Origin of the sequence: Jannaschia sp. R86511, assembly GCF_042466345.1 — a bacterium.
Taxonomy (GTDB): Bacteria; Actinomycetota; Actinomycetes; order Actinomycetales; family JBBAYJ01; genus Aquipuribacter.
Genome location: NZ_JAXHCD010000001.1, coordinates 1,249,894 through 1,270,956 on the forward strand (window position 1 = coordinate 1,249,894; position 21,063 = coordinate 1,270,956).

20 protein-coding genes, 1 tRNA gene and 1 pseudogene are annotated in these 21,063 nt (G+C 75.1%); 13 read left to right on the plus strand and 9 right to left on the minus strand.

Annotated features, from left to right (window positions below):
• Positions 1–62 precede the first annotated feature (62 nt).
• The 3 genes from folE to SJY06_RS06180 form a co-directional block, all read right to left on the minus strand.
• Positions 63–641 carry a GTP cyclohydrolase I FolE gene (gene folE / locus SJY06_RS06170; protein ID WP_380169679.1) on the minus strand — a complete coding sequence of 193 codons (579 nt, stop codon included), beginning with the start codon at positions 639–641 and terminating at the stop codon, positions 63–65.
• A gap of 119 nt (positions 642–760) precedes the next feature.
• Positions 761–2,284 (minus strand): potassium/proton antiporter, encoded by a 1,524-nt coding sequence (locus tag SJY06_RS06175; RefSeq protein ID WP_380165686.1) that lies wholly within the window; start codon positions 2,282–2,284, stop codon positions 761–763.
• Positions 2,285–2,403: 119 nt separating this feature from the next.
• Complete coding sequence (locus SJY06_RS06180) at positions 2,404–3,024, minus strand: 5-formyltetrahydrofolate cyclo-ligase (protein WP_380165688.1); 621 nt, start codon at positions 3,022–3,024, stop codon at positions 2,404–2,406.
• A gap of 58 nt (positions 3,025–3,082) precedes the next feature.
• Here SJY06_RS06180 and SJY06_RS06185 point away from each other — a divergent pair, with 58 nt between their 5' ends.
• The 8 genes from SJY06_RS06185 (at position 3,083) to SJY06_RS06220 (ending at position 10,231) form a co-directional block, all read left to right on the plus strand.
• Positions 3,083–5,287: a diguanylate cyclase gene (locus SJY06_RS06185; protein WP_380165690.1), complete on the plus strand. Its 2,205-nt coding sequence runs from the start codon at positions 3,083–3,085 to the stop codon at positions 5,285–5,287.
• A gap of 9 nt (positions 5,288–5,296) precedes the next feature.
• Positions 5,297–6,211, plus strand: a complete 915-nt coding sequence (galU, locus tag SJY06_RS06190; RefSeq protein ID WP_380165692.1) for a UTP--glucose-1-phosphate uridylyltransferase GalU — start codon at positions 5,297–5,299, stop codon at positions 6,209–6,211.
• Positions 6,208–7,476, plus strand: a complete 1,269-nt coding sequence (gene glp / locus SJY06_RS06195) for a gephyrin-like molybdotransferase Glp (RefSeq protein WP_380165694.1) — start codon at positions 6,208–6,210, stop codon at positions 7,474–7,476. Before galU ends, glp begins: the two co-directional genes overlap by 4 nt.
• A 14-nt stretch (positions 7,477–7,490) precedes the next feature.
• Positions 7,491–7,985: a cyclic pyranopterin monophosphate synthase MoaC gene (gene moaC, locus SJY06_RS06200; RefSeq protein WP_380165696.1), complete on the plus strand. Its 495-nt coding sequence runs from the start codon at positions 7,491–7,493 to the stop codon at positions 7,983–7,985.
• Positions 7,966–8,535, plus strand: coding sequence for a molybdenum cofactor biosynthesis protein B (locus SJY06_RS06205; RefSeq protein ID WP_380165698.1), 570 nt, complete (start codon positions 7,966–7,968; stop codon positions 8,533–8,535). The genes moaC and SJY06_RS06205 overlap by 20 nt, the downstream gene beginning before the upstream one ends.
• A complete protein-coding gene (locus tag SJY06_RS06210; protein ID WP_380165699.1) occupies positions 8,532–9,167 on the plus strand; it encodes a GNAT family N-acetyltransferase in 636 nt (211 codons plus the stop codon). Before SJY06_RS06205 ends, SJY06_RS06210 begins: the two co-directional genes overlap by 4 nt.
• Positions 9,168–9,236: 69 nt before the next feature.
• On the plus strand, positions 9,237–10,067 hold the full coding sequence (locus SJY06_RS06215; RefSeq protein ID WP_380165701.1) for a hypothetical protein: 831 nt from the start codon (positions 9,237–9,239) through the stop codon (positions 10,065–10,067).
• Positions 10,068–10,158: 91 nt separating this feature from the next.
• Positions 10,159–10,231, plus strand: a tRNA-Ala gene (locus tag SJY06_RS06220).
• Between the two features lie 66 nt (positions 10,232–10,297).
• Here the strand turns inward: SJY06_RS06220 and SJY06_RS06225 are convergent.
• The 5 genes and pseudogenes from SJY06_RS06225 to SJY06_RS06245 form a co-directional block, all read right to left on the minus strand.
• Positions 10,298–10,603, minus strand: coding sequence for a hypothetical protein (locus SJY06_RS06225; protein WP_380165703.1), 306 nt, complete (start codon positions 10,601–10,603; stop codon positions 10,298–10,300).
• A 10-nt stretch (positions 10,604–10,613) separates the two neighbouring features.
• Positions 10,614–11,204 carry a hypothetical protein gene (locus tag SJY06_RS06230; RefSeq protein ID WP_380165705.1) on the minus strand — a complete coding sequence of 197 codons (591 nt, stop codon included), beginning with the start codon at positions 11,202–11,204 and terminating at the stop codon, positions 10,614–10,616.
• A gap of 309 nt (positions 11,205–11,513) precedes the next feature.
• The gene (locus tag SJY06_RS06235) at positions 11,514–12,059 is read right to left on the minus strand and encodes a hypothetical protein (RefSeq protein WP_380169680.1); all 546 of its coding nucleotides are present in this window, start codon (positions 12,057–12,059) and stop codon (positions 11,514–11,516) included.
• A pseudogene (locus tag SJY06_RS06240) lies at positions 12,058–12,177 on the minus strand (helix-turn-helix domain-containing protein); the annotation flags it as partial. The pseudogene SJY06_RS06240 and the gene SJY06_RS06235, both read right to left, overlap by 2 nt.
• A 63-nt stretch (positions 12,178–12,240) precedes the next feature.
• Positions 12,241–13,917, minus strand: a complete 1,677-nt coding sequence (locus tag SJY06_RS06245; RefSeq protein WP_380165707.1) for a dolichyl-phosphate-mannose--protein mannosyltransferase — start codon at positions 13,915–13,917, stop codon at positions 12,241–12,243.
• Between the two features lie 33 nt (positions 13,918–13,950).
• On the opposite strand from SJY06_RS06245, the gene rsmI reads away from it, so the two are divergent.
• From rsmI to SJY06_RS06260, 3 genes are all read left to right on the plus strand, one after another.
• Positions 13,951–14,838 carry a 16S rRNA (cytidine(1402)-2'-O)-methyltransferase gene (gene rsmI, locus SJY06_RS06250; RefSeq protein WP_380165709.1) on the plus strand — a complete coding sequence of 296 codons (888 nt, stop codon included), beginning with the start codon at positions 13,951–13,953 and terminating at the stop codon, positions 14,836–14,838.
• Positions 14,839–14,861: 23 nt separating this feature from the next.
• Complete coding sequence (locus SJY06_RS06255) at positions 14,862–16,055, plus strand: aminotransferase class I/II-fold pyridoxal phosphate-dependent enzyme (RefSeq protein ID WP_380165711.1); 1,194 nt, start codon at positions 14,862–14,864, stop codon at positions 16,053–16,055.
• Positions 16,056–16,160: 105 nt separating this feature from the next.
• Complete coding sequence (locus SJY06_RS06260; protein ID WP_380165713.1) at positions 16,161–17,216, plus strand: diguanylate cyclase domain-containing protein; 1,056 nt, start codon at positions 16,161–16,163, stop codon at positions 17,214–17,216.
• On the opposite strand, the gene SJY06_RS06265 is transcribed toward SJY06_RS06260, so the two are convergent.
• A complete protein-coding gene (locus SJY06_RS06265) occupies positions 17,149–17,766 on the minus strand; it encodes a VanZ family protein (protein ID WP_380165715.1) in 618 nt (205 codons plus the stop codon). The genes SJY06_RS06260 and SJY06_RS06265 overlap by 68 nt on opposite strands.
• 22 nt (positions 17,767–17,788) lie before the next feature.
• Between SJY06_RS06265 and metG the strand changes: the two genes are divergently transcribed.
• Complete coding sequence (gene metG / locus SJY06_RS06270) at positions 17,789–19,597, plus strand: methionine--tRNA ligase (protein ID WP_380165717.1); 1,809 nt, start codon at positions 17,789–17,791, stop codon at positions 19,595–19,597.
• 241 nt (positions 19,598–19,838) lie between these two features.
• Entirely contained in the window at positions 19,839–20,741 is a 903-nt protein-coding gene (locus SJY06_RS06275; RefSeq protein ID WP_380165719.1) for a TatD family hydrolase, read from the plus strand.
• The last annotated feature ends 322 nt before the right edge of the window (positions 20,742–21,063 follow it).

The following is a 21,063-nucleotide window of genomic DNA, read 5'->3' on the forward strand; positions in this document are numbered from 1 at the left end:
CTGTGGGTGTCCGGCGACCTGGCACTCGGTCGCGTCGAGTGCCAAGGGTAGTGCGTCGCGCCTCAGCGTCCGGACAACGCCAGGAACTCGGCCCGGGTGCGGGCGTCCTCGCGCATCCGGCCCAGCAGGGCCGACGTCGTCGTGCTGCTGCCGTGCGCCTGCACGCCCCGCACCGTCATGCAGGAGTGCTCGGCGCTCAGCACCACCCCGACGCCCTTCGGCGACAGCTGCTCGGCCAGGAACCGGGCCACCTGCTGGGTCATCCGCTCCTGCACCTGCGGGCGCCGCGCGAACAGCTCGACCACGCGGGCCAGCTTGGACAGCCCGACGATCCGGTCGTCGGGCAGGTAGCCCACCGTGGCGTGGCCGCTGAAGGGCAGCAGGTGGTGCTCGCACACCGAGGTGAACCCGATGCCGTGGGCCACCACCATCTCGTCGTAGCCCTCGTCGTTGGGGAACGTCGTCAGCTCGAACGGGCGGGGTCGGAACATCTCCGCGTAGGCCTTGGCCATGCGCCGCGGGGTGCGGTCCAGCCCGGGGGCGTCCAGGTCCATGCCCAGCGCGGTCAGGAACGCCCGCGCCGCGTCGGTCGCAGCGTCCAGGTCGGGTTCGGGCATCGGCCCGGCGACCGACGTGGTCACCTCACCGCCGGCGCCGTCCGGGCCGTCGGACGCCAGGTCGGCGGCTGCAGCGGTCACGGCTCGCTCCTCCCGGTGCGGTCGCTCGGGGACCGCCCCTGTCGACCCAACGTAACCGGGGCTCACCGGTTCCGCCTGCCGCCCCCCGGGCCCGGCTCGTCGGTGCCCCAACCGGCCAGCCGGCCGCCCTCGCTGACCGCCCGCAGCCGGCGGTCGACCCGTTCGCGGACCGCCGGCGTGGTCACCACCAGGACGGAGTCGCCGTGGCGCAGCGTCGTGGTCGGCGTGGGCACGACGGCCCCGTCGGGACGCACGATGAGCGACACGTGCGCCGGCTGCGGCAGCCGCAGCTCCAGGACGCTGACCCCGTGCAGGCGGGAGCGCGCGTGCACGTCGAACTGCAGCAGGTCGGCCCCCAGCCGCCCCAGCGGGGAGCTCTCGACGTCCATGTCCTCGCTGTCGGGCTCGTCCTGCACCCCCAGCAGGCGCGCCATGAGCGGCAGGGTGGTGGCCTGCAGCAGCACCGACACCACCACGACGACGAACACCACGTTGAACACCTGCTGCGAGCCGGGCACGTCCGCCAGCACGGGGATGGTGGCCAGGACGATCGGCACGGCGCCGCGCAGCCCGGCCCAGGACAGGAACGCCAGGTCCCGCCAGGGCACCCGGAACCACACCAGCGACAGCACCACCGACAGCGGCCGGCCGAGCACCACCAGCACCGCGGTGACCGCGAGCGCCGACAGCAGCACCCCCGGCAGCTCGGAGGGGTTGACCAGGAGCCCGAGCAGGACGAACAGGCCGATCTGGGCCAGCCAGCCGAGCGAGGTCGCGAACCCCCGGATGGCGGCGCCGTGCGGCAGCCGGGCGTTGCCCAGCACCAGGGCGCAGACGTACACCGCGATGAACCCGCTGCCCCCCACCAGGACCGCGACCCCGTAGGCGATGCCGACCACGGCGAGCACCGCCAGCGGGAAGGGCCCGGAGCTGGGGACCGCCAGCCGGCGCAGCACCACCGCCCCGCCGTGCCCGGTCAGCACCCCGACGCCGACCCCGACCACCAGGGCCCCGGCGGCCATCAGGGCCGAGACCCACCACGGCGAGTCGGACGTGCCCGCCGCGGCCGCCGTCAGGGCCAGCACCGCGAGGATGGCCGGGGCGTCGTTCAGCCCGGACTCCGCCTCGAGGATGCCGACCAGCCGTCGGGGCAGCTTGACCGTGCGCAGCACCGAGAACACCGCGGCGGAGTCGGTGCTGGCCACGACGGCCCCCAGCAGCAGCCCTGTGACCAGGTCGATGTCCAGCAGCAGCCAGGCGCCGACCCCGGTCACCAGGAACGACACGCAGGTGCCGACCGTGGCCAGCGCCGAGGCCGGGGCCAAGGACCCGCGGATCGCCTCCCAGCGGGTGGTCAGGCCGCCCTCGGCCAGGATGAGCGCCAGCGCCGCGTACCCGACGGTCTCGGTCACCTCGGCGTCGTCGAACGGGATGCCGATGACGTCCTCGCCCAGCAGGACGCCCAGGCCCAGGTACAGCAGCAGCGACGGCAGCCCCGTGCGGGTGGACAGCCGGACCGCCGCGACCGCGGCGACCAGCACGACCGCGGCCAGCACGAGGGCGAGCTCGGGCTGGAGCGCGGTCATCGGTCCGTCCTCCTGCCTGGCGGGCCTGGCCTGTCGCTCGCCCCACGGCAGGGCCGGGGGCCGGTGCGGGCCCAGGATACGGGCACCCCCGGTCCGGGCCCGAGGTGCGGACGGTCGGGTCAGCCGCGGTCGAACAGGTGCAGCCCCGAGGGCGTCAGGGCCCCGTCGACCGCCACGTCGTGCGGCTGCGCCGGCAGCGCGCCCGCCGGCAGGACCTCCTCGTCGTGCACGACGGCCAGCACGAACGGCGGCGCCGGGCGTCGCAGCCGCACCAGCGACCGGTCGTAGGACCCGCCGCCCTGGCCCAGCCGGGTCCCGCTGCCGTCCACGGCCAGCGCGGGCACCAGCACCAGGTCGGCGGAGGCGACGGCCTGCGGCCCCAGCCGCGGTCCGGGGGGCCGGAGCGGGTCGCCCGCCAGCCCTTCGTCCCGGACCCAGTCCAGGTCGCGGTCGGCGCGCAGCCAGGGCAGCAGCACCTCGTGGCCGAGGGCCAGCAGCTGCTGCCGCAGCGGTCCCGTGCCCGGCTCGGCCGGCAGCGACACGTACAGCGCCGTGCAGGGGCCACCCCTGGCGGCGCCGCGCCGCACGGTTTCCCGACCGGCCAGGAGCCGGGCCAGGTCCTCGGCGCGGGAGCCGAGCGCGAGCGCGGTCGCGGCCCGCTCGTCTACACCGCGGCCGGCCCGGGTGCGACGCACCTCACGGCGCGTCACCTGCTTGGCGGAGCCGGGTCCGGGGGACATGGGAGGATCCTGGCTGTTCGGACACCGCGCCCACCAGGGCGCCGGCTATGGAGGCGCCATGAGCGTTCGGGTGAGGGTGGCGGTGGCGCTCGTCGTGGCCGCCGTGGTCCCGCTGCTCGGCGTCTTCGCCATCGCCGGTGTGCTGCTGCCCCAGTCGGTCAACGGCGAGCGGCAGATCCGCCTGGAGGAGGCCGCGACCGCGACGGCGTCGCTGCTGGTGCGCGACTGCGCGGCCGTGGGGGACCGGGCGGCGCTCGTGGCCTCCCGGCTGCAGGTGCAGGTCTCGCTGGCCGAGCCCACGGTCTCCCCGGAGCAGGCGGTGGCCCAGGCCGCGGAGCGGGTCGTGAGCGAGGCCGCCGGGGACCTGGACCCATGGTCGGTCGTGCTGCTGGACCTGGACGAGCAGGTGCTCGCGGCGTCCGGACCCGGGGCCGACGCCGTGGCCGCGGACGCCGGCACCTACCTGGGTCGCTCCTGCCGCGACGGCGGCCTCGGCGCGGCCGGTTCGCTGGCGCTCGCGGTCGCCCTGCCGGTCCAGGTCGAGGGCGAGCAGCTCGGCACGGTGCTGGCGGTGTCCCCGCTGGACGTCGCGGCCGTCGACCGGCTCGCCGCCGCCGTCGGCCTGCGGATCGGCTCGCTGCTGCTGCTCGGCGAGCAGGAGGTGCTGGTCGCGTCCTCCACCTTCGCGCCGGAGCTGCTCGGCCTGGGGAGCGGGCCCGCGGGCGGGGCCAGCACCGCGGGCCCGCCGCCGGACGACGCCGAGCTCGAGGAGGCCGTCGAGCGCTTCGAGACCGCGCTGGTGGGCGAGGTCGGTCCCGTGCCGAGCACCGACGCCGAGGTGCCCCTGGACGACCCCTCCCGCAGCGGCGGGGTCCGCGACCGGCCCTACGTGGTGGCCGGGCCCGTGCTCGGCGGTGAGGACGGGACAGGGCTGCGGGTGGTCGCGGTGGGCGAGGCCCGCCCGTCGGTCGACCGCGACCTGGCCATCGCGTTCGTCGTGACGGCCTTCGGGGCCGCGGTGCTGGTGTGGCTGCTGTCGGCGACGCTGACCCGGCCGCTGACCGAGCTGGCCGAGCTCGCCCGGCGGATCGCCTCGGGGGAGGACCTGGTGGCCGCGGCCGGGACCGCGCCGGCCGACGCCGACGCGGACGTCAAGGGCGTGTCCGCCGTGCTGGGGTCCCTGGCGCGGGACCTGCGGGCCAGCGAGGCCGACGCCCAGCGGCGGCGCGGTGCCTTCCTCGACGCGTTCAGCCGCTTCGGCGACGCGCTGCAGCAGACGCACGACCGGGACGGCCTGCTGCAGACCGTGCTCCAGGCGGCGCTGCTGGCGGCCGAGGCCCCGATGGGCCTGGCCCTGCACAACGACCGCTCCTCGCGGCTGGGCCGGCGGGTGCTGTCGCTGCGGGCCCGCTCGCGCGGCGACGGACCGGTCGAGCTGGACGAGCAGACCCGGCAGACGCTGCAGCAGGTGGCGGAGCGGGCCCTGGCCGAGCGGGCCGTCATCGAGCTGGCCGGCAGCTCGGACCTGGGCCCCGTGCTCGCGGTGCCCCTGGGCAGCACCAGCCGCCCGCTGGGGGCCGTGGTCGTGGCCCGCGACGTCGGTGCGCCCGGGTACGACGTCGTCGCCTTCGAGGCCATCGGGGCGCTGGCCAGCAACGCCGGCACCGCGCTGGGCAACATCAAGGACCACCAGGAGGTCGAGCGGCTGTCCGTGACGGACCCGCTCACCGGCGTCAACAACTTCCGCCACCTCACCACCATGCTCGCCCGGGAGCTGGAGCGGGCCAGCCGGTTCGGCCACCCGCTGGGCGTGCTCATGCTCGACATCGACCGGTTCAAGCCGGTCAACGACACCTACGGCCACGCCGCCGGTGACGCCGTGCTGCGTGAGCTGGCCCGCCGGGTGCAGGAGTGCGTGCGCGAGGTGGACACCGTGGCCCGCTACGGCGGCGAGGAGTTCGCGCTGCTGCTGCCGGAGACCGACGTCGACGGTGCCACCAAGCTGGCCGAGCGCGTCCTGAACGCCATCCGCTCCGAGGTGTTCCACCTGGCGGACGGTCCGGACCTGGTCATCACCGCGTCGATGGGCGTCGCGGCGTTCCCCGACCACGGCGGCACGGCGACCGACGTGATGCGCGCCGCCGACGACGCGCTGTACCGGGCCAAGACGGGTGGTCGGGACCGGGTCGCCGTCGCCGGCGGCCTGCAGGTGACCGGTCCGGGGGCGCCCACCGGCTCCCCGCAGCGCGACTCCTCCCCATAGGGTCGGGCCATGACGACGAACGAGCGACGCACGACCAAGGCCGTCATCCCCGCGGCCGGCATGGGGACCCGGTTCCTGCCCGCGACGAAGGCCACGCCCAAGGAGATGCTGCCCGTCGTCGACCGGCCCGCGATCCAGTACGTGGTGGAGGAGGCCGTCCAGGCCGGCCTGGACGACGTCCTCATGATCACCGGGCGGAGCAAGCGCGCCCTGGAGGACCACTTCGACCGCAACGCGGAGCTCGAGGCGTCGCTGCAGGCCCAGGGCAAGGACGAGCTGCTGCGCCAGGTGCAGGCCTCCAACGACCTCGGCACCATCCACTACGTCCGCCAGGGGGACCCGCGCGGGCTGGGCCACGCCGTGCTGTGCGCCGCCGAGCACGTGGGCGACAACCCGTTCGCCGTGCTGCTGGGCGACGACCTGATCGACCCGCGCGACCCGGTCCTGCCCCGCATGCTCGACGTGCAGGCCCGCCACGGCGGCAGCGTCGTGCTGCTGCTGGAGGTCCCGGCCGACCAGGTCCACCTGTACGGCTGCGCGGCGGTCGAGCCCACCGACGAGGAGGACGTCGTGCGCGTCACCGGCCTGGTCGAGAAGCCGGCCGTCGACGAGGCACCCAGCAACCTGGCCCTGATCGGGCGCTACGCGCTGGACCCGGCCGTGTTCGAGGTGCTCCGCCACACCCCGCTCGGGCGCGGCAACGAGATCCAGCTGACCGACGCGCTGCAGACCCTGGCCACCACCGACGGCGAGGGCCACGGGGTGCGCGGGGTGGTGTTCCGGGGTCGTCGCTACGACACCGGCGACCGGCTGGACTACCTCAAGACCATCGTCAAGCTCGCCAGCGAGCGCGGCGACCTCGGCCCGGACTTCCGGGCCTGGCTGCGGGAGTACGTCGCCGGCGACGACGACCGCTCGTCGTGACCCCCGGCGGGGGCGAGGCGGGCGGGAGCCCCGACGGCGGCCCGGTCCCGGTCGAGCAGCACCTGGCCGACTGCCTGGGCCTGCTGCGCCCGCTGCCACCGGTCGAGCTGGCCGTCACCGACGTCCTCGACCGCGTCCTCGCCGAGGACGTCGTCGCCCCGGCGCCCCTGCCGGGCGACGACAACTCGGGCATGGACGGCTACGCGGTGCGCTGCGCCGACGTGGCCGGGGCGAGCGCCGACGCGCCGGTCGTGCTGCCGGTGGCCGGTGACGTGGCCGCGGGTGGCGGCGCCCCGGCCCCGCTGGCGGCGGGCACGACGGTCCGGATCATGACCGGGGGCCTGCTGCCCCCCGGGGCCGACGGCGTGGTGCCGGTCGAGGACACCGACGGCGGCACCGGGCGGGTGCAGGTGCGCGCCCCGGCTGAGCCCGGCCGGTTCGTGCGCCGGGCCGGCGACGACGTGGCCGCGGGCGAGACGGTGCTGCGCGCCGGCACGCGGCTGAGCCCGCGGACCATGTCGCTGCTGGTCGCGGTGGGCCGAGAGCGCGTGCTCGTCCGGGCCGTGCCCCGCGTCGTGGTCATGTCCACCGGTGACGAGGTCGTCCAGCCGGGGACGCCGCTGCGGCCCGGGCAGGTCTACGACTCCAACGGCGTGGGCCTGGCCGCCTACGCCGCCGAGCTGGGCTGCGAGACCACGCGGGTGCCCGCGGTGGGCGACGACCCGGCCGGGCTGCGGGCCGCGGTCGAGGCGGCCGTCGCCCCGGCCGACGTGCTCGTCACCTCCGGCGGGGTGTCCATGGGCGCGTTCGACGTGGTCAAGCAGCTGCTGCGCGAGACGGGCACGGTCCGGTTCCGCAAGGTCGCCATGCAGCCCGGCGGGCCGCAGGGGTTCGGCCTGCTCGACGGCGGCCGCGTGCCGGTGCTGTGCCTGCCGGGCAACCCGGTCAGCTCGATGGTGTCGTTCGAGGTGTTCGTCCGGCCCGTGCTGCGGACCCTGCTCGGCGAGGCCGAGGTCCAGCGTCCCCGGGTGCGGGCCACCGTGCGGGAGGGCTGGCGCTCGCCGGCCGGCAAGCGGCAGTACGCCCGGGTCGTGCTGGACCGCGACGGCGACGGCTTCGGCTGCACCCCCGTCGGCGGGCAGGGCAGCCACCTGGTCGCCGACCTGGCCGCCGCCGACGCGCTGGCCGAGGTCCCCGAGGCCACGACCGGCGTGACCGCCGGAACCGTGCTGGACTGCCTGGTGCTCGGCAGGGGCCGGGTGTGAGCGAGGAGCGGACCATGAGCGGCACGGCCACCGGCGGCAACCCGGGCTTCACCCACGTCGACGCGGCGGGGGCCGCGCGCATGGTCGACGTGACCGCCAAGGCGGTGACGGTGCGCGAGGCCACCGCCACCGGCCTGGTCCGCTGCTCGCCCGAGGTGGTCCGCGCCCTGCGGGACGCGACCGTGCCCAAGGGCGACGTGCTCGCGGTGGCCCGCCTCGCCGGCATCCAGGCCACCAAGCGCACCCCGGAGCTGGTGCCGCTGGCCCACCCCGTCGCCATCCACGGCGTGGTGATGGACGTGGCGGTCGTCGACGCCGGGGTCAGCCTGCGGGCGACCGTGCGCACCGCGGAGCGCACCGGGGTGGAGATGGAGGCCCTGACGGCCGTGGCCGTGGCCGGGCTGGCCGTGGTGGACATGGTCAAGGCGCTGGACCGGTACAGCGAGATCACCGACGTCCGGGTCGTGGCCAAGAGCGGGGGGCGTTCCGGTGACTGGGTCCGCGACTGACCCCGGCGCGACGCCGGCCGTGGTGGACCGGGCGCGCGTGGTGACGGTGTCGACGTCGGCCGCCGCAGGGCGGGCCGAGGACCGGTCCGGTCCGCTGCTGGTGGCCGGGCTGCGGGAGCGGGGCTGGCAGGTCCCGGACCCGCTCGTCGTGGCCGACGGCGACCCGGTGGCCGAGGCCCTGCGCCGCTGCCTGGCCGACGACGTGGCCGTCGTGCTGCTCACGGGCGGCACCGGGCTGACGGCCGACGACACCACCCCGGAGCAGGTGCTGCCGCTGCTGGACCGCCTGGTGCCCGGCATCCCCGAGGCGCTGCGGGCCGACGGCACCCGGCGCGGCGTGGCGACCTCGGCCCTGTCACGCGGGGTGGCCGGCGTCGCCGGGTCCACGCTGGTGGTGACCCTGCCCGGCTCGACCGGTGCCTGCCGCGACGCGCTGGAGCTGCTGGGCCCCCTGCTGCCGCACGCCGCGGCCATGCTCGGCGGCGCCCCGGCGCACGGTCACGGCCGCGGCGAGGGCACGGTGGCCCCGCCGGGGCCGCACGACGCGTGACGACGGGCGCCCGGCTGTGGCCGGTCACCCTGGAGCACGGCCGGCTGCGGCTGCGACCGCTGCGACGCCGCGACCTGACGGTCTGGAACGACGTCCAGCTGCGCAACCGGGACTGGCTGCGGCCGTGGGAGGCGACCTCGCCGGACGGGGGCACCCCGCCCAGCTTCGTGCAGATGGTGTCAGGGCTGCGGCGGCAGGCCCGGGAGGGTCGGGCCGTGCCGCTGGTCATCGAGGTGGACGGCCGGCTGGCGGGGCAGGTGACGGTGTCCCTCATCGCCTGGGGGGCGTTCCGCAGCGGCAGCGTCGGCTACTGGATCGACCGGGCCGTGGCCGGTCAGGGCCACGTGCCCTGCGCGGTGGCCCTGGTGGTCGACCACTGCTTCGAGGTGGGGCTGAACCGGGTCGAGGTGAACATCCGCCCCGAGAACGCGCCGAGCCTGGCCGTGGTGCGCAAGCTCGGCCTGCGCGAGGAAGGGCTGCGGCGCGGCCTGCTGCACATCGACGGCGCCTGGCGCGACCACCTGTCGTTCGCGGTGACGGCGCAGGAGGTTCCCGAGGGCCTGCACACCCGGCTGCACGCCCGGGCCCCCGACGCCCCGGGGCCGCACCCCGACGCCCCGGCCGAGGGCTGAACCCGGCGCGTCGTCCGACACGCACCGGAGGTCCGGGGCGGCGGGCACCGGGACGCCTACCGTCGTGCCGTGGGCATGGGCGGCGTGATCTTCGTGGCGATCCTGGCGCTGTGGGGCCTGTACCTGGTCCCGGTACTGGTCAAGGAGCGCGCGGCGCGCCTCGACCACCGCGCCGGTGAGGCCACCTCGGGTGCGGTCCGGGTGCTGCAGCGGCCCGCGGCCGAGCGGCCCTCCCGCCGGGTGGTGCTGACGGTGGACCGGCCCCTGGTCTCCGACGACCTGCCCGCCCTGCCGACCCGTGACCTGGCCCGCACCCTTGAGCGTGACGCCCGCCGGGCCCGGCTCGGGGTCCGCGCGCGGGCCGGGGCCGCCGTGCTGGGCGTGGTCGGTCTGGCCGTCGCCGCCGTCACCTCGTTGACCGGCGCGCTGCCCGTCTGGTCCGTCGCCGTGGCGGGGGCGTGGCTGGGCGGGGTCCTCCTCACCGGGGCGGTCGTGGCTGCCTCCCGGCGCCGGTCCGCCGCGGCGCCCGTGCGGGTCAAGGCCCTGCCGCCGCGCGCCCACCGCGTGGCCACCGAGGTGTTCGACGACCGCGCCGGCCGGCCGGTGCCGCGCCCGGCGACCGTCGAGCCGGTCGTCGCACCCGCGGCGCTCACCGAGCCCGCCCAGCGGCCCGAGTCCGCCCAGGAGACGTGGACCCCCGTCGAGGTCCCCGGTCCGGTCTACGCCTCCAAGCCGGCCAGCCACCGCCCGCCCGCACTGCCGTGGTCGATGCCCGCCGCCCCGCCGGCCCCGGCCGCCGAGGTGGCGGACGCCCCGGCGTCGGACGACGAGGCCCCGGCCGAGATCGACCTGCGCCCGGCGGCCGAGCCGGCCGAGCAGCAGCGCAGCGCTGCGGGCTGAGCCCCTCCGCCGCGCCCACCGGGCGTGGCCGCCCCCGAGGTCGAGCGGGGCCGGGGCACCCTCCGCGCGGTGCTAATCTCGACCTCCGCAAGGGGCTGTGGCGCAGCTGGTAGCGCACCTCGTTCGCAACGAGGGGGTCAGGGGTTCGAATCCCCTCAGCTCCACCCAGTTAGGACCGGGTCCCGCCCCGGTCACCGTCAGACACCCCGGGCCGACTGCTGGTCCATGGACTAGGCGTCGGACCCTCCCGCAGCGATGGCCTGGCTGGCTCGGACGTGGCGGCGCCGCGTCAGCAGCAGCGAGACGACCAGCAGCACGAGGACCCCGGCGTACGGCCACACGGCCACGCCCAGACCGAGCGCCAGGAACGTCATGATGACCCCGGTGTACGCGGCCAGCAGCACCGCGGCCCCGGCCACCGTGAGCCACGGCCACGGCACGCGTTCGGGCGGGCCAACCAGGTTCGCCACGATCTGCGCCACCAGGCTGAGCACGACCAGCGCCCACGCGCCCCACACCACGACCGCGAGAGTCATGCTCGCGCCATCAGAACTGGTGGCTGGTGCGGTACGACGCCGTGAGCTGCCACGGTTCGCGCCCGTTGTCCGACGCGCCGTCGCGGTAGCTGTCGACGTCGATCGACACGAAGCGCCCTCGTCCGCTCACGCTGAAGTAGCAGCCGTCACCATCGGCCCGCTCGTGGTCGCGGATCCTCGAGACCGCGTACCCGGCCGCTTCGGCCTGCTCGGCGAGGTCGTGGCACGTGCCGTCGGCGTCGAACTGCGTCGCGACCTCCACCCGGTAGTCGTCCCGCGCGATCGCGCACGTCGTGAAGAACCCGGCGCAACCGGAGTCCGGCCCGCTGACCCGGGTGGCCTGACCGAACTCAGCCGGCGGGCGAGCGACGGCCGTGACCGCGTCCACGTCTCGTTCCAGCTGGCTGACCTCGAGGTCGACCAGCCAGCCCCACGGGTAGCGCACCGCCAGCAGCAGGGCGAACGGGGCGACGATCACGACGGTGCCCATGGACAGCGTCACGGCCAGGACGACGCGCAGCCTCCTCCGCCCGGCGCTGCCGCCCGGGAACTCCGCCTGCGACAGGCGCCGTACCAGTGCTGGAACGCCGAACACCCGCATGGAACACCCCCCGACCCACTGTGCCGGACACCCGGCGTCGGGCACGGCGAAGGCGTCGACGTCACCCGGACGGCGGTCCGGGTGGCCGTCTCACCCCGTCGTCGAACCGTTCGTGGTGCCGCTCTCGACGAACGGAGCTTCCATGTCGTACTGGTGAGGGCGGGCACGAGCCACGCCGCACGCGCTGTCGTCCAGGTGTCTCGCTCCCGGTGGGCGACGACACCGAGTGCCACCAGGGCGAAAACACCACCGACGACGCCGACCGGGGCGGCGAAGACGGCGGTGTGGACGACAGAGGTGACGTGGCGCTCACGGCCGGACCTCGTCGACCAGGTCGAGCACGTCCTGCACGGTGCCCCGCAGCACCGGCAGCCGGCTCAGCCGGACCAGCCGGGCCAGCAGCGGGGCGCTGCGCTCGACCAGGTGCCGGGTCCGAGCGGCGTCGGGAGAGGTGTCGTAGACCCAGAAGAGCGTGACGCCGAGCCAGGCGAGCCAGAAGCAGCTCGGGCAGCTTGGCGGCGACCGGTCCCTGCACCTGCGGGCGGGCGCCCTGGACCACGTCCTCCAGGAGCCCCACGGCCAGCCGGCGGGCCTCCGTGCTGGCCTCGCTGAACGGGCTCGCGGCGTCGCCGGGCCGGATGGCGACCTGGACGAAGCCCGCCCCGAACGACCGGTACGGCGCGAACACCTCGATGCCGGCCAGCCAGGTTCCCCGCAGCCGCTGCTCCAACGTGCCCCCGAGCTGCAGCCGCTCCGCGACGGCGGTGCGGTGCTCGACCTGCAGCCGCTGGTACAGCTCCTGCACGAGGTGGTCCTTGCCGGGGAACCAGTAGTACGCGTTGCCGACCGAGACACCCGCCTCGGTCGCGATCAGGCGCATCGTCGTCGCCTCGTAGCCCCGCTCGCGGAACAACCGAAGGGCGGTGTCCAGGAGCAGGACGCGGGTGTCGGTGCGGTCACGGGGCGGAGGCATGGCATGAGTGAACACGTTCGACTGAACGTGTTCAAGCGCTCTGCCGTCATGTGACCGGGGTCGTCACACCCAGCTGGGCCACCACATCCGCAGCCGCCACTCGTCGGTGGTGATCAGCTCGGCGGTCCACACCGGGTAGAAGAACAGCAGGCAGCCCACGGCGGCCACGACCACCGCGCCGGCGCCGACCGCACCCCACAGCCGGCGGTCGGCCGAGGCCGTGGCCGGACCCAGGACCAGCCCCAGGGCGTAGGTCAGGGCCAGCACCAGGAACGGCGTGAACGCGATGGCGTAGAACGTGAAGATGGTCCGCTCCTGGTACATGAACCAGGGCAGGTAGGACGCGGCGAACGGCACCAGGATCGCGCCGGCCCGCCAGTCCTGGCGCAGCACCCACGCCAGCGCCACCACGACCACGGCCAGCGCGCCGCCCCACCACACGACCGGGTTGCCCAGCGAGGTGACGGCCCGGGTGCACGCGTCGGCGCCGCAGCCCGTCACGCCGTCGGCCTGGCCCTGGTAGAAGAACGACGTCGGCCGGCCCATCACCAGCCACGACCACGGGTTGGACATGTACGGGTGCTCGTTGTCGACGGTGTTGATGCCGGTGTGGAAGTCGTAGGCGCTCACGTGGTACTGCCACAGACCGGCCAGCGAGTCCGGCAGCCACGACACGGCCTGCTCCGGGTTCTCCGCGGCCCAGGTCCGGTTGTAGGAGTCCGGGGCGCGGAACCAGCCGAACCACGAGGCCAGGTAGACCACGAACGCCACCGGCACCATGGCCAGGAACGCGACCCACGAGTCACGGACCAGGCCGCCGACGAACCACCGCCGCACCCCGGCCCGGCGGCGGGCGTCCAGGTCCCACAGCACCGTCAGCAGGCCCAGTGCGGCCAGGACGTACAGCCCCGACCACTTGGTCGCGCACGCCGCTCCCAGCGACACCCCGGCCAGCAGTCGGAACGGGCGCCAGCCCAGCCACGGCCCGTACGGCGACAGCGTCCCCGCGGACAACCCCTGCGCGACGCGTTCGGCCAGGCGTTCGCGGGCCTGGAACCGGTCGGCCAGCAGGAACGCGAAGGCGACCAGGATCCAGAACGACAGGAAGATGTCGAGCAGGCTCGTCCGGGAGTGGACGATGTGGTGCCCGTCGACGGCCAGCAGCAGCCCGGCCACCCCGCCCAGCAGGGTCGAGCCCAGCAGCCGCCGGGCGACGAGCACGATCAGGACCACCGACAGCGTGCCGACCACCGCGGCGGAGAACCGCCAGAAGAACGTGTCGTCGGGGTCGATCTGCATCCCCGCGGCGATCATCCACTTGCCCAGCGGGGGGTGGACGACGAAGTCCGGCGTCCGGTCGAACACGTCCAGCGTCCCGGAGTTGAACAGGTCGTTGGCGTAGGTGTCGTCCTCGCCCTCGGGGATCGGGGTGGGTGACTCCGTGACCGACAGCTCGTGGCCGACCAGCAGGTAGGAGTAGGCCTGCTTGACGTAGTAGGTCTCGTCGAAGGCGAGGCTGTCGGGCCGGCCCAGGTTGACGAAGCGCAGCACGCCCGCCAGCAGCCCCATCACCCCGGCCACCGCCCAGGCCCACCACGCCGGGTCGGGGTGGGGCAGGCCGAGCCGTTCGCGCAGCGTCTCCCGGGTGGCCCGCACGGCGCTGCCGCCGGAGCCCGAGACGGGCCCGCCGCGGCCGAACCGGCGTCGCTCGAGGACGGCGGTCGAGGTCACGGTGGCCACGCGCCGATGCTACGGGGGGCATACGGTCGGCACGTGCCAGACGACCGACCCACCGCCGTGGCCGCACCCGGACCCGCCGCCGAGCCCGGGGTGGTGGTCGTCGCGGCCACCCCCATCGGTGACCCGGACGACGCCAGCCCGCGGCTGCGGCACTGGCTGGCCACCGCGGACGTGGTGGCGGCCGAGGACACCCGGCGGCTGCGCCGGCTGACCCGCACCCTGGGCATCGAGGTCAGCGGCCGCGTGGTCGCCCACCACGAGCACAACGAGACGGGCGGTGCGGCCGAGCTGCTCGACGTGGTCCGGGCCGGACGCAGCGTGCTGGTGGTCACCGACGCGGGCATGCCCACGGTCTCCGACCCGGGGTTCCGCCTGGTGGCCGCGGCGGCCGAGGCGGGCCTGCCGGTCAGCGTCGTCCCCGGTCCGTCCGCCGTCCTGGCCGCGCTGGCCGTCAGCGGCCTGCCGACCGACCGCTTCGCCTTCGACGGGTTCCTGCCGCGCAAGCAGGGCGAGCGCGGCCGGGCACTGGAGGCGCTGCGCACCGAGCCCCGCACCACCGTGCTGTTCGAGGCCCCGCACCGCCTGGCCGAGATGCTCACCCACGCGGCGCAGGTGCTGGGCCCGGACCGTCGGGTGGCGGTCTGCCGGGAGCTGACCAAGACCTACGAGGAGGTCCGCCGCGGCACCCTGGCCGAGCTGGCCGCCTGGGCCCGGGACGCCACGGTCCTGGGCGAGATCACCGTCGTGCTGGAGGGCGCCCACCCCGGTCCCGCCCGCACGCCGGAGGACCTGGTCGCGGTCGTGGCCGAGCGGGAGCAGGCCGGCCTGCGCACCAAGGAGGCCGTCGCCGAGGTCGCCGCGGCGCACGGCGTGCGCAAGAACGCGCTGTACGACGCGGTGATCGCCGCCCGCCGTCCCTGACGCGGCCCGCCTACGCTGGGGGGATGGAGTTCCGGCGCATCCCCGGTCTGCCCCCGTACGTCTTCACGATCATCGACGGGCTCAAGCAGCAGGCCCGGCGGGACGGGCGCGACATCGTCGACCTGGGCTTCGGCAACCCCGACATCCCCAGCCCCGACGTCGCGGTCGACAAGTTGGCCGAGGCGGCCCGCAACGCCCGCAACCACCGCTACTCCTCCTCGCGCGGGCTGCCCAAGCTGCGTCAGGCGGTGGTGGCCCGCTACGCCGACCGGTTCGGCGTCGACCTCGACCCCGACACGCAGGTGATCAGCACCATCGGCGCCAAGGAGGGCTTCAGCCACCTGATGTGGGTGCTGCTGCAGGCCGGTGACGCCGCGATCGTGCCCCAGCCCAGCTACCCGATCCACATCTGGGGCCCGTACCTGGCCGGCGCCGACGTCCGGCAGGTGTCGATGGGCTCGGACCTGGCCACCGCGGGGCAGCAGTACGTGGACAACGTCATGGCCCAGTGGGAGTACGGCTGGCCGCGCCCGCGCGTGGTGGTGCTGTCGTTCCCGCACAACCCGACCGGGGCCACGGTCGAGCTGGCGGACCTGCAACGGCTGGTCGACTGGGCGCGCGACAAGGACGTGGTCCTGGTCCACGACTTCGCCTACGCCGACGTGGCGTTCGACGGTTGGCGTCCGCCGTCGATCCTGCAGTGCGAGGGCGGCACCGACGTCGCGGTCGAGCTGTACTCGATGACCAAGTCGTTCTCCATGGCCGGCTGGCGGGTGGCGTTCCTGCTCGGCCGGGCCGACGTCGTGGCCGCGCTGGCCAAGCTCAAGAGCTACCTGGACTACGGCACGTTCCAGCCGATCCAGATCGCCGCGACCGTGACGATGAACGAGGCCGCCGACTACCCCGACCAGGTCAGCGAGGTCTACCGCGGCCGCCGCGACGCCCTGGTCGACGGGCTGCAGCGCATCGGCTGGTCGGTGCCGCGCCCGCGCGGGTCGATGTTCGTCTGGGCGCCGGTCCCGGAGCCCTACCGGGCCGAGGGCAGCATCGCGTTCGCCACGCGACTGGTCAACGACTGCGACGTCGCGACCTCGCCCGGGGTCGGCTTCGGTCCCGACGGGGACGGGTTCGTGCGCTTCGCCCTGATCGAGAACGAGCACCGGATCGGGCAGGCGGTGCGCCGGATCCGCAAGGGTCTGCCGCTGCTCACGGGCTGACTCCTCGCCGCCCCGACCGGATGCCCGCACGGCCCGACACCGCTGTTCGTGTGCGGTGTGTGCCAACCAGGTGACGCGGTGTGCCCGCGGGTGAGACCCTGGCTCGTGCGCTCGACGAGCTCGGCTCCGACCTCGCGGCGGTGGTGGCAAGGGCCCGCCGACCCGGTGATGCGCACGGTCCGGGTGCTCGTCCTGATCCTGTGGCCCACCGTCTGCGTCTGGACCCTGCCCGGGCAGCACCGCCCCGGCAGCGGCCTGGCCCTGGCCTGGGCCCTGGTCGTCGTCTACAGCGCCGGCGCCCTGCTGCTGCTGCTGTCCGGATCGCGGGTCCGCCGCGTGCTGCCGGTCTGCCTGCCGCTGTTCGCGGTGGCCGGGGCACTGGGGGCGATGGCCGGCCCCGCGCGCGAGATGGCCCTGCTCGTGCCCTTGTTCCTGGGGGTGCTGTGCGCCATCGCCGCCATGATGTTCACGGCCCGCGCGACCTGGTGGATGGTCGCCGTCGCCGGGGCCTCCGGCCTGGTCTGCGTCTGGTGGGCGGCGCAGGACACGGTGCAGGTGGCGGTCACGTCGGTGGCCGTGCTGGCCGGGATCGCCGCGCCGCCGTGGGCGGTGCTGCGGCTGCGCTCCCAGCTGGACGCCGCCCACGCCCGCGAGCACCGGCTCGCCCGGACCGACCCGCTGACCGGGGCGCTCAACCGGCGCGGCCTGTTCGAGGCGGCCGCAGCGATGCTGGACGACGCGAACGAGGTGGACGTGGTCACCCTCGACCTGGACCGCTTCAAGGAGCTCAACGACACCCACGGGCACGCCGTCGGGGACGAGGCGCTGCGGGCCATCGGGGCCTCGCTGCACGACCTGGCCGAGCGTCGGGGTCCCGCCGGGACGCTGGTGGCCCGGCTCGGCGGCGAGGAGTTCCTGGTCCTGGCCCCCGCCTCGGACCGTCCCCTGGAGGAGCTGGCCGAGGCCGTCCGGTTCGCCGCGTCCGTGCCGTCGGCGCCGGGGGAGCGGACGTCGGCCAGCGTGGGCGCCATCCGCCGCCGCCCGCCGGCGCAGCCGGAGGAGCGCACCGCCTGGCTGCTGCGCCAGATCGACCTCACGGACGAGCTGATGTACCGGGCGAAGCGCTCGGGTGGGGACCGGGTGCTGGCCGACCACGCCTGAGCCCGCGCCGCCGCCGCGCCGCGGCCACGACCGGGCGGGCGGCCAGGCCCAGGAGCGCGCCCACGGCGATCCCGAGCAGGTTCAGCACGACGTCGGTCACCTCGCAGGAACGGCCCAGGGCGGGCACGGCGTACTGCACCCCCTCGACCAGCAGCGGGAAGCAGGCGGCCAGCGCCAGCCCCGGCGCCACGGCGGCCCGTGGCAGCAGGGCCACCAGCAGCAGCCCCGCCGGCAGCGTGAGCAGCACGTTGGCCAGCTCCTCCCCGCCCCGGCCCCACTCGCCCAGCCGGCGCAGCGTGGTCACGCAGCCGGCGACGGCGTCCGGGGCGACCTCGACGCTGCTGGGGGGCAGGGTCATGGCGAACGGGGCGGAGCACGCGAGCAGCAGCAGGGCGGCCGCGGGACGGCCTGAACCGAGCCGGCGGGCGACCGGCCCGGCCAGCACCACCGACGCCACCGCCAGCACCAGCAACGCCGGGACGACGACCGCGTGGTCGCGCAGGAACGCCACCACCGGCACCACGACGGGATGGTCGACCAGCGCCTGCACGCGTGAACCCTAGGCTGGGCGCATGACCCACGTGCTCTCCGCGGTGGCCTGGCCCTACGCCAACGGCCCCCGACACATCGGCCACGTCGCCGGCTTCGGCGTCCCCTCCGACGTGTTCAGCCGCTACATGCGGATGGCCGGGCACGACGTGCTCATGGTGTCCGGCACCGACGAGCACGGCACCCCGATCCTGGTCCAGGCCGACAAGGAGGGCGTCACCCCCCAGCAGCTGGCCGACCGGTACAACCGCGTCATCGTCGAGGACCTGCAGGCGCTCGGGCTGTCCTACGACCTGTTCACGCGCACCTCCACGCGCAACCACCACCAGGTCGTGCAGACCCTGTTCACGGCCGTCCACGCCAACGGCTACGTCGTCGCCAGGACCCAGCTCGGCGCCATCAGCCCCAGCACCGGGCGCACCCTGCCCGACCGCTACATCGAGGGCACCTGCCCGATCTGCGGCTACACCTCCGCCCGTGGCGACCAGTGCGACAACTGCGGCAACCAGCTGGACCCGGTCGACCTGATCGAGCCCCGCAGCAAGATCGACGGCGAGACCCCGACCTTCGTGGAGACCGAGCACCTGTTCCTCGACCTGCCGGCGCTGGCCGACGCGCTGGGGGAGTGGCTGGCCGGGGTCGAGGAGAAGGGCGCCTGGCGACCCAACGTGCTGGCGTTCAGCCGCAACCTGCTGGCCGACGTCCGCCCCCGCGCCATCACCCGGGACCTGGACTGGGGCATCCGGGTCCCGCTGGAGGGCTGGGAGGACAACCCGGCCAAGCGGATCTACGTCTGGTTCGACGCCGTCGTGGGCTACCTGTCGGCGTCGGTCGAGTGGGCCCGGCGCCTGGGCGAGCCCGAGCGCTGGCGCGACTGGTGGAACGACTCCGACGCGCTGTCGTACTACTTCATGGGCAAGGACAACATCACCTTCCACTCCCAGATCTGGCCGGCCGAGCTGCTGGCGCACGACGGCAAGGGCTCGCGCGGCGGCGAGCAGGGCCCGTTCGGCGACCTGCAGCTGCCCACCGAGGTGGTCTCCAGCGAGTTCCTGACCATGGAGGGCAAGCAGTTCAGCTCTTCCCGCGGCGTCGTCATCTACGTCCGCGACGTGCTCGAGCGCTACCAGCCGGACGCGCTGCGGTACTTCATCAGCGCGGCCGGGCCGGAGACCGCGGACTCCGACTTCACCTGGGCGGAGTTCGTCCGCCGCACCAACACCGAGCTGGTCGCGGGCTGGGGCAACCTGGTCAACCGGACCGCCGGCATGATCGCCAAGAACCTGGGCGAGATCCCCGCCGCGGGCGAGCTGCAGCCGGTCGACACCACGCTGCTGGACCGGGTGCTCGGCTCGTTCGACACCGTGGGCGAGCTGCTGCGCACCCACCGGCAGAAGCAGGCCCTGGCCGAGGCGATGCGGACCGTCGGCGACGTCAACGCCTACATCAGCGAGACCGAGCCGTTCCGGCTCAAGAAGACCGACCCGGCGCGGATGGCGACGATCCTGCACGTGGCCGCGCAGTGCATCAGCGACTGCAACACGCTGCTGGCGCCGTTCCTGCCGCACAGCGCCCAGGCGGTGCACGAGACCTTCGGCCGGACCGGGGTGTTCGCCCCCATGCCCGAGATCCGCGAGGTCGACGACCTGGACGGCGGGACGCCCTACCCGGTGCTGACGGGCGAGTACTCGGCCATGCGGGGCACCTGGCACCGGGTCCCGGTCGAGCCGGGCACCCCCGTCGCGGTGCCCACGCCGATCTTCACCAAGCTCGACGACTCGGTGGTCGAGACCGAGCTGGCGCGCCTGCGCGGGGAGTCGCCCGAGGCCTGAGCGAGGGTCGCGGAGCCACAGCGGCACAAGACACTCCCGTGGGGCCCGCCTCGGAGCCCGTTGAGGGCGAGTCTTGTGCCCGGGTGGTCAGTGCCCGGGTGGTCGCGGCTCGGGTGGTCGCGGCTCGGTCGGCGGCCACCCGGGAGGAGAACTCGGGTCCCGGGCGACCCGGGGCAGGCTGCCGGACGAGTTCTCCTCCGTGCTGGCCGCCAGCCGCCCCGCCACCCCTAGGGTCGAGCGGGTGAGCCTGCGCCCGATCCGGTCCCGGTCGACCACCACCGAGGCCGACGGGCGCAGCCGCGACCGCAGCGCCCCGCCCCCGCCGGAGCCGCTGGCCGTCGCGGTCCCGGACAACCACACCCACCTGGACATCGCCGACGCCGAGGACCGGACCGTCGACGACCTGCTGGCGCTCGCCGCGGCCGCCGGGGTGCCACGGGCGGTGCAGATCGGGTGCGACCTGCCCGCGGCCCGCTGGACCCGCGAGCTGCTGGACGCGCAGCAGCCCGGGGTCGACGGCGTCCTGCCGCTGCTGGGCGGGGTCGCCATCCACCCCAACGAGGCCGCCCGGCTGGACCCGGCCGACCTGGACGCGGCCCTGGTCGAGGTCGAGCAGCTGCTCGACCACCCCCGGATGCGGGTCGTGGGCGAGACCGGGCTCGACCACTTCCGCACCCCGCCCGAGGGTCGGGCCGCGCAGGAGGAGTCGTTCCGCCGCCACGTCGACCTGGCCAGGCGGACCGGGCTGGCGCTGCAGATCCACGACCGCGACGCCCACGACGACGTGGTGCGGGTGCTGCGCGAGGAGGGCGCGCCCGAGCGGACCGTCTTCCACTGCTTCTCCGGCGGGGTCGAGCTGGCCCGGGTGGCCGCGGACAACGGCTGGTACTGCTCGTTCGCCGGGGTGCTCACCTTCCGCAACGCCCAGGACCTTCGCGAGGCCTGCGCCCTGCTGCCGCGCGAGCTGCTGCTGGTCGAGACCGACGCCCCGTTCCTGACCCCGCACCCGTTCCGGGGCCGGCCCAACGCCTCGTACCTGCTGCCGCACACGGTGCGCGCCATGGCCGGGCTGCGCGGGGAGGACGTCGACGAGCTGGCTGCGGTGCTGACCGCGAACACCGAGACCGTCTACGGGGCCTGGTGAGGGCGCGCCGACGCCGGGCCGACGGCGCCGACGCCCGCGCAGCAGGGGAACTGGGCCGGTTGCGCAGCCCGGTCACGGCCCTGCGTCACCTGCGCAGGGCCGCTACGACAACGGCTGAGCACGGCGTATGACCAAGGGTGATCGATCGGTCACGCTGGGCCATCGGGTGTGGGACATCTCACTGCGGCCCCCTGGGAGTTCCCTGGAAGGTCACGGATCGGTTACGGTCACCGACTGGTAGCCGGGATCCGACGACGTCCCACCGCGTGCGGGACCCCGTGATCTCCCCTCCCCTCCGCACTGTCGGTACCCGGACAGCTCT